Source organism: Vibrio profundum (assembly GCF_050337555.1).
GTDB classification, from domain to species: domain Bacteria; phylum Pseudomonadota; class Gammaproteobacteria; order Enterobacterales; family Vibrionaceae; genus Vibrio; species Vibrio profundum.
In genome coordinates this window covers 78,869-85,212 of the sequence record NZ_JAKJTA010000018.1, presented here as the reverse complement: position 1 = coordinate 85,212, position 6,344 = coordinate 78,869, and the positions used below count along the sequence as shown (strand labels likewise).

The window sequence follows — 6,344 nt, the reverse complement described above, 5'->3', positions numbered from 1 at the left end:
TCCTAGGCATTACTCACCCGTCCGCCGCTCGTCAGCGAATTAGCAAGCTAATTCCTGTTACCGCTCGACTTGCATGTGTTAGGCCTGCCGCCAGCGTTCAATCTGAGCCATGATCAAACTCTTCAATTTAAGATTTTGTCGGCTCAATGAATACTGACTTCAAAACTAATAGTTACCGCTCTTTCGAAAAAGAACAGAAACATGTAATTCTAAAGCTATTACCATTCCAACAGAATGGTAATGAATTGACTGTGCCAAATAACGCCTCTCTCTAAAGAAAGTCATCATTCGTATTGGTCACTCAGTTCATTGATACCTAAAGTGCTTCTAAGAAGCTGCTTGACCGCTCTTTATAAAAAGAACAGAAAAGCCTTTGGATTATCATCAACGAGTGCCCACACAGATTGATAGGTTTAAATTGTTAAAGAGCTTACTTCGAGACACTCTCGAAGTGGACGGCCATTTTAGCGAGTTAAGTTTTAGTGTCAACCACTTTTTCAATTTCTTTTTCTTTACTTAGTAAAGATAAGGACGTTGATTCTTAACTACTTTCCGCCTTCAACATCAACTTAGTGATACTTCACCTCTGTCGTGTTGACGGAGGCGAATTATAGGGACAATGTGACGAAGCGCAAGCTCTTTTTATGATTAATTCTAAAAAAGAGCTTAACCGGTCAAGTTATGTACAAAAAGGAGAGTAGTACGATTAAAAAAGGGAATGATCAGATAAACGCATAAGCATCTGAGTACATTTGCTCAGTTTTCGCCTGTTTATTTTGACTAAACATATCTCGCGCCGCCCCTGCCATCTCAAAACGACCGGCAATATAGATATCGAAATCTTCTAGCGAATCGAAATCTTCGCAGATTGCTTGTAAAACATTACCAACTTTCCCCTGCCATTGTGCTTGCTCATTTTCAATCACCGGCACAAAACACACATTGCCGTGCTGCTGAATAATGTGCTGTAACTCTTCCATGGCATAAAGCTGCTTCGCGTCTCTTGCCCCCCAATATAGGTAGATAGGCTGAGCTTTCTTCTGACTGATGCAATGATCTAAAATAGAACGAACATAACTAAAGCCAGTGCCGCCAGCAACGAGTAACAGAGGTCGCTCATTATCTTCGCGTACCCAAGCTTCGCCATGCGGCGCATCAATGGAAATATCCTCGCCCGTTGCTAATGCATGCTGCATCGCTTGAACGACTTCAATCGCATAGTCGTTATGCTCGTACGCACCAATGTGGAGTTCTAGTTCCCCTTGGTGGCGGCATGGACTGCTCGCAATCGAAAATGGACGTTTATCCTTTTCTGCCATTTCTACCATCAGGTATTGACCTGCTTTAAAATCCACTGGCTGCTCAGGGTGCAACAAAATTTGATGAGTGTTACACGCGAGCTGCTGAATGGATTTAACTTTGCACTTGATAGACATGATGTTCCTCTGCCTTGCTGTAACGCCAGCAAGTCACTTTGTATATTAATCGCTGAGATAAGTCATTGTACTTATCTCAGTACAACCTCATTGAACTAGACGATGTCTAGCTCATCCCATAACTTATCGATTTTGGCCACTAACTCTGGATCCTTAGCAATAGGCTTACCCCATTCTCGATCCGTTTCTCCTTGCCACTTATTCGTCGCATCTAAGCCCATTTTTGAGCCAAGCCCGGCGACGGGAGAAGCGAAGTCCAACGAATCAATGGGCGTATTTTCTATCATAACCGTATCACGAGCCGGATCCATTCGCGTGGTGATCGCCCAAATGACGTCGTTCCAATCCCGAGCATTCACATCTTCATCGCAAACAATGACAAATTTGGTGTACATGAACTGGCGCAAAAACGACCAAACACCCATCATCACCCGCTTTGCGTGTCCCGGATATTGTTTTTTCATGGTCACTACCGCCATTCGGTATGAGCAACCTTCTGGTGGTAGGTAAAAGTCGATAATCTCAGGAAATTGCTTTTGGATAAGTGGTACAAAGACTTCATTTAATGCCACGCCCAGTACGGCAGGTTCATCGGGCGGACGTCCCGTATAGGTGCTGTGGTAAATAGGGTCTTTACGCATCGTAATGTGAGTGATCGTAAACACATGATGCTTTTCTTTTTCGTTGTAATAACCTGTGTGGTCGCCATATGGACCTTCATCGGCAAACTCATTTGGATCAATATAACCTTCCAGTACTATCTCGGCACTGGCTGGGACGTCCAATTCATTGCTAATGGATTTAACGACTTCTGTTTTGCTGCCACGCAATAAACCCGCAAACGCATACTCGGACAAAGTATCAGGTACGGGAGTCACCGCACCAAGAATCGTTGCCGGATCAGCGCCAAAGGCCACGGATACTGGAAAACGCTCCCCTGGATTACTTTGCATCCAGTCTTGTAAATCCAGCGCGCCGCCACGGTGGGCTAACCACCGCATAATCACTTTATTTTTGCTGAGCTTCTGCTGGCGATAAATCCCTAAGTTCTGGCGCTTTTTATTTGGTCCCTTAGTGATAGTCAATCCCCAAGTCAGCAACGGGGCGATATCTTCGGCCCAACAGCTCATCACTGGAATTTTATCTAAATCGACTTCGTCACCCTGCCAAACAATGTCTTGGCACGATGCTTTACGCAGACGTTTGGCTGGCATGTTAAGCACCTGCTTAAATACAGGAAGCTTGTCGAGCGCGTCTTTAAAACCTTTCGGTGGCTCAGGTTCTTTAAGATATGCCAGTAATTTACCGACTTCCCGCAGCTCCACGACATCCTGCCTGCCCATCCCTAGGGCCACCCTCTCAGGGGTACCAAACAGATTGGTTAACACGGGAATGTCATAACCTATCGGGTTTTCGAACAACAATGCAGGCCCTTTGGCGCGCAACGTCCGATCACTGATTTCGGTCATCTCATAGTGAGGGTCAACGGGGTGGGTAATACGTTTTAGTTGACCTTGCTTTTCCAGTTCCGCAATAAAATCGCGTAAATCCTTAAAACTCATAAGCCTTGATTTGGATAGTTAAGCTGCCCGCAGTATAGCAAAAACTGCTCAGATGAGTGCGTTTTTTCAGCTACGCCGCTGACACTTATGGGCTAAAACGAACAACGCCACCTATATAAGGTGGCGTTGTGAGATAAATCTAATGACTATTGACGGCGCATCGCGTCAAAAAATTCATTGTTAGTCTTGGTCATGGCAAGCTTATCAATCAAGAATTCCATCGCGTCCGTTTCACCCATAGGATGAACAATCTTACGCAAAATCCACATTTTCTGCAGCTCTTCTGTCTTGGTCAGTAACTCTTCACGACGAGTACCACTGCGCTTGAAATCGATAGCAGGGAAAACGCGTTTTTCTGCGATCTTACGATTCAGGTGCAGTTCCATGTTACCTGTACCTTTAAACTCTTCGTAAATCACTTCATCCATTTTAGAGCCAGTGTCGACAAGAGCAGTCGCGATAATGGTTAAGCTGCCGCCTTCTTCAACATTACGTGCCGCACCGAAGAAACGCTTCGGACGATGCAATGCGTTGGCATCAACACCACCAGTCAGTACTTTACCTGACGACGGTACTACTGTGTTGTAAGCACGCGCAAGACGAGTGATAGAGTCGAGTAAAATCACGACGTCTTTTTTATGTTCAACTAAACGCTTGGCTTTCTCAATCACCATATCAGCCACCTGAACGTGACGAGATGCTGGCTCATCAAACGTTGAGGCGATGACTTCACCTTTAACCAAACGCTGCATTTCTGTTACTTCTTCTGGACGCTCGTCAATCAAAAGTACCATCAATTCACATTCTGGGTGGTTGTAAGCAATGCTCTGCGCAATGTTTTGCAACAGCATCGTTTTACCCGCTTTAGGCGGTGCCACAATCAGACCGCGCTGACCTTTACCAATTGGTGAAGCCAGATCCAATACACGAGCAGTGATATCTTCGGTTGAGCCATTACCACGTTCCATGACCATGCGTTCGTTAGCATGTAGCGGCGTTAAGTTCTCAAACAAGATCTTATTACGCGCATTGTCAGGTCGATCATGGTTAACCGTGTTGACTTTCAACAATGCAAAGTAGCGCTCACCATCTTTTGGTGGACGAATCTTACCTGCAATCGAGTCACCTGTACGTAGGTTAAATCGGCGAATTTGGCTCGGTGACACATAGATATCATCAGGCCCAGCTAAATAAGAGCTGTCCGCACTACGTAAAAAACCGAAACCGTCTTGAAGAATCTCTAGTACGCCGTCGCCAAAAATGTCTTCACCACTTTTTGCGTGTGCTTTCAAAATGGCAAAGATAATGTCTTGTTTTCTCAGTCTCGCTAGGTTTTCTAGGCCTAAGCTTTCGCCAAGTTTAACAAGATCGGATACAGCTCTGTTCTTCAGTTCTGTTAGATTCATGGTGGTAGGTGCTTGTTTAGTCAAAATAGGATCTGTTTGTAAGGTTAAGAGGGATTCGGCCCGTGGACTGGCCAAGAAGTGAACGCTTGTTTAATTAACGTGCGATAAATTATCACTAAAATACAGAGTAGTCTAGGTTTAGTTGTTGTGACAAATTAAAACCGTGCATTTTGTCGATCACGGTTTTAATTTTAATCACTTAGCTTATAGATTCGCGTCTAAAAACTCTTTCAGCTGAGTTTTAGACAAAGCGCCTACTTTGCTTGCCGCTAACTCGCCATCTTTGAATAGCAACAGCGTTGGAATTCCACGAATACCATATTTTGGTGGCGTGTCAGCGTTCTGATCGATATTTAATTTACCGATAGTCAACTTGCCAGCATACTCGTTAGCAATCTCATCTAGGATTGGCGCAATCATCTTACATGGGCCACACCATTCAGCCCAGAAATCAACAAGGACAGGGCCTGCAGCCTTGATCACGTCGCTTTCAAATCCAGCATCAGTTAGCTGCAAAATCTTATCACTCATTTTCCACTCCAATGTTTTTTTGCTCTAGCTGGGTTACAGCTAGCAAATAGATGCCCTATTGGAATGTATTTACTTTCGTATTGCAAGCTTAAGCTGATATTCTATGGGTATGAAAAAGACGCATATCACAGAGCAAAAGTTCGCCGATTTGGGATTACACCCCCAAGTTATTGAAGGATTGGACAAAAGCGGGTTCGAATTTTGTACCCCTATCCAAGCCTTGGCGTTGCCGGTCCTGCTCACCGGCCAAGACATTGCAGGCCAAGCCCAAACGGGCACGGGTAAAACGCTAGCGTTTCTCACTGCCACTTTCCATCACTTGCTCAACACCCAAGCTACTAATGAGCAAGATAGCAAACAGCCACGCGCTATTATCATGGCACCAACCCGTGAGCTGGCGATCCAGATCTACAATGACGCGCAGTCATTAGCAGAAACCACTGGTATCAAAACAGCCCTCGCTTACGGCGGTGAAAGCTATGAGAAGCAGGTTGCGAAACTCGAGCAAGGCGTGGATATCTTAATTGGTACGACGGGCCGCATCATCGATTTTTACAAGCAGCGCGTATTTCACCTAAACCACATTCAAGCCGTTGTGCTCGATGAAGCAGATCGTATGTTTGATCTGGGTTTTATTAAGGATATCCGCTTCTTGTTCCGTCGCATGCCAGAGCCGAAAGATCGTTTGAACATGTTATTTTCCGCAACGTTATCTTATCGCGTGCAAGAACTGGCTTTCGAGCATATGCATAACCCGCAGCACGTTGAGGTTGAACCGGATCAGAAGACTGGACATAGAATCCAAGAAGAGCTTTTCTATCCTTCTAATCAACACAAAATGTCGCTTCTTCAAACGCTTATCGAAGAAGAGTGGCCAGATCGCGCCATTATTTTTGCCAATACAAAGCACAAATGTGAATCGGTTTGGGGTCACCTTGCCGCTGATGGTCTACGCGTTGGCTTACTGACTGGCGACGTACCACAGAAAAAACGCGAAAAAATCCTCGAGCAATTTACCCAAGGTGAGATCGATATTCTGGTCGCGACCGATGTCGCAGCACGCGGATTACATATTCCACAAGTAACGCACGTATTTAACTTTGATTTGCCTGACGATAGCGAAGATTACGTCCACCGTATTGGCCGTACTGGCCGCGCTGGCGCTAGCGGTCACTCAATCAGCTTTGCCTGTGAAGATTACGCTATCAACCTGCCTGCTATCGAAGAATATATCGAGCATACCATCCCAGTCTCTGATTATGACTCATCAGCGCTATTGGAAGATTTACCTGCTCCTATTCGTATGCGCCCACGTAACTCGCAGTCGCGCAGAACTAACACAGGTGGATCTCGCTCGGGTAACCGCAAGCCGAACAACCGCCGACCACGAGCACCGAGACCACAATAAA

Annotated in this window: 5 protein-coding genes and 1 rRNA gene; 1 reads left to right on the top strand and 5 read right to left on the bottom strand. The window is 45.5% G+C overall.

Annotated elements, in window-relative coordinates; translation table 11 throughout:
* The 5 genes from L4C34_RS16330 to trxA all read right to left on the bottom strand — a co-directional run.
* Positions 1-129: ribosomal RNA gene (locus L4C34_RS16330) — 16S ribosomal RNA — on the bottom strand; the annotation flags it as partial.
* 593 nt (positions 130-722) lie between these two features.
* The gene (gene fre, locus L4C34_RS16325; RefSeq protein ID WP_428790406.1) at positions 723-1,436 is read right to left on the bottom strand and encodes an NAD(P)H-flavin reductase; all 714 of its coding nucleotides are present in this window, start codon (positions 1,434-1,436) and stop codon (positions 723-725) included.
* Between the two features lie 95 nt (positions 1,437-1,531).
* Complete coding sequence (ubiD, locus tag L4C34_RS16320) at positions 1,532-2,998, bottom strand: 4-hydroxy-3-polyprenylbenzoate decarboxylase (protein WP_428790405.1); 1,467 nt, start codon at positions 2,996-2,998, stop codon at positions 1,532-1,534.
* A 146-nt stretch (positions 2,999-3,144) separates the two neighbouring features.
* The gene (rho, locus tag L4C34_RS16315) at positions 3,145-4,404 is read right to left on the bottom strand and encodes a transcription termination factor Rho (RefSeq protein WP_428790404.1); all 1,260 of its coding nucleotides are present in this window, start codon (positions 4,402-4,404) and stop codon (positions 3,145-3,147) included.
* A 204-nt stretch (positions 4,405-4,608) separates the two neighbouring features.
* Complete coding sequence (gene trxA / locus L4C34_RS16310) at positions 4,609-4,935, bottom strand: thioredoxin TrxA (RefSeq protein ID WP_428790403.1); 327 nt, start codon at positions 4,933-4,935, stop codon at positions 4,609-4,611.
* Positions 4,936-5,044: 109 nt separating this feature from the next.
* Between trxA and rhlB the strand changes: the two genes are divergently transcribed.
* Positions 5,045-6,343 carry an ATP-dependent RNA helicase RhlB gene (rhlB, locus tag L4C34_RS16305; protein ID WP_428790409.1) on the top strand — a complete coding sequence of 433 codons (1,299 nt, stop codon included), beginning with the start codon at positions 5,045-5,047 and terminating at the stop codon, positions 6,341-6,343.
* Position 6,344: the final 1 nt, after the last annotated feature.

Excerpts from the sequence above, each read along its gene's own strand:
- ubiD (WP_428790405.1), bottom strand. The coding sequence starts at position 2,998 with ATGAGTTTTAAGGATTTACGCGATTTTATTGCGGAACTGGAAAAGCAA.
- rhlB (WP_428790409.1), top strand. The coding sequence starts at position 5,045 with ATGAAAAAGACGCATATCACAGAGCAAAAGTTCGCCGATTTGGGATTA.
- trxA (WP_428790403.1), bottom strand. The coding sequence starts at position 4,935 with ATGAGTGATAAGATTTTGCAGCTAACTGATGCTGGATTTGAAAGCGAC.
- fre (WP_428790406.1), bottom strand. The coding sequence starts at position 1,436 with ATGTCTATCAAGTGCAAAGTTAAATCCATTCAGCAGCTCGCGTGTAAC.
- rho (WP_428790404.1), bottom strand. The coding sequence starts at position 4,404 with ATGAATCTAACAGAACTGAAGAACAGAGCTGTATCCGATCTTGTTAAA.